We start from the raw sequence: 1,348 nt of genomic DNA, 5'->3' as shown, positions 1-1,348 counted from the left end.
ATGGACTCATAGCTGTCCAGCAGGATGACAATAGCCGGCTCTTGCTGACCGCTAGCCTGACGGTAAAGATCCAAGGTCCCAACACCGTAGTCAGACAAGAGCTTCTTACGCCGGTTGAGCTCTCGCTCCATAATGCGTACAAACTTGGCAATCTTCTCCGTCTGATCGAGAAGCATAGTATCGGCCACCTGTGGTAATTGCCCCAGCGGTGCCAGACCATTGGTCCCGAAGTCCATCAGGTAGAGCGTGATATCTTTGGGACTGAACTTACGAGCCAAGTCCATGGCCGCACTCTGCAGGAAGGTTGTCTTCCCTGTACCAGGACTTCCGTAGAGCAGGATATGCCCATCCTTGGACAAGTTGACAGAGACAGGTTCTTGCTTCTGTGCCTGCGGGATATCCGCCATTCCGAGAAGGACGGAGACCGGCTTCTTTTGTTCCCAAGCTTCCTGCGGCTGGATCGGTTCCAACTCTTGCAGGGTCATCCGCTCTTTAAGCGGCGGCAGCCAAGGCTGTGGTACAGGTGGGATCTGCTGGCTCTCTGTCAGCAGTTGAATCTGACTGACAATGGCCTCCAGCTCTGTCGGTACTTCCTTGATATCTTCTGCTAAGTCGAGACCTGACAAGTCTTGATTGAGCACCTCATATTGGCCTAGGTCATTGATCAGGTAGATAGTATGGTCTTCAATTCCCATCTCATCCTTATCCGGCTGGTAGTCTGCCCCTGACCAGGCTGACTGGAAGAGTTCATAGACTTCATTATTGCCGACCTGCAGATAGGCCCGGCCAGTCTGGGTAATCTCTGCCGCATCTGGTGTCTTAAGCATTTCCATCGAGTCTGTCCGATCTGCTACCTTAAGTGCCAGCTTAAAGCGGGAGTTGGACCAGATCTGGTCATCCACCACCCCAGAGGGCTTCTGAGTAGCCAGGATCAAGTGGACCCCGAGGGAACGTCCGACCCGAGCGATGGATACCAGCTCCTTGATAAAGTCAGGCTGGTTGACCTTGAGCTCTGCGAACTCATCAGAGATGAGGAAGAGATGGGGCAGGGGTTCGGTTGCTTCCCCGTTTTTAAATTTCTTTTGATATTGGTTGATGTGGTTGACTTCAAACTCTCTGAAGAGCCGCTCCCGACGGTGAATCTCCGCATTGATGGAAGCCAGTGCCCGCATGGATTGGGCTCCATCCAAGTTGGTGATAGTTCCCAAGAGATGGGGCAGGTTCTTGAAGAGGTTGGCCATTCCCCCACCCTTGTAGTCGATGAGCAGAAAAGCTACATCATGCGGGTGGAAGTTGACGGCAAGACTCAGGATATAGGACTGGATGGTCTCCGACTTCCCAGATCCGG

General features: G+C 53.0%; 1 protein-coding gene. It reads right to left on the bottom strand.

Annotated elements, in window-relative coordinates; genetic code table 11:
* A partial coding sequence (essC, locus tag O3627_RS11755) for a type VII secretion protein EssC (RefSeq protein WP_371621463.1) occupies nucleotides 1–1,348 on the bottom strand: 1,348 nt, incomplete at both ends.

This window comes from Streptococcus sp. 27098_8_82 (assembly GCF_041431615.1).
In the GTDB taxonomy this organism is placed as follows: Bacteria; Bacillota; Bacilli; order Lactobacillales; family Streptococcaceae; genus Streptococcus; species Streptococcus sanguinis_K.
Note: the sequence above shows the minus strand (reverse complement) of the source record. Positions and strands in the feature narration are given on the sequence as shown.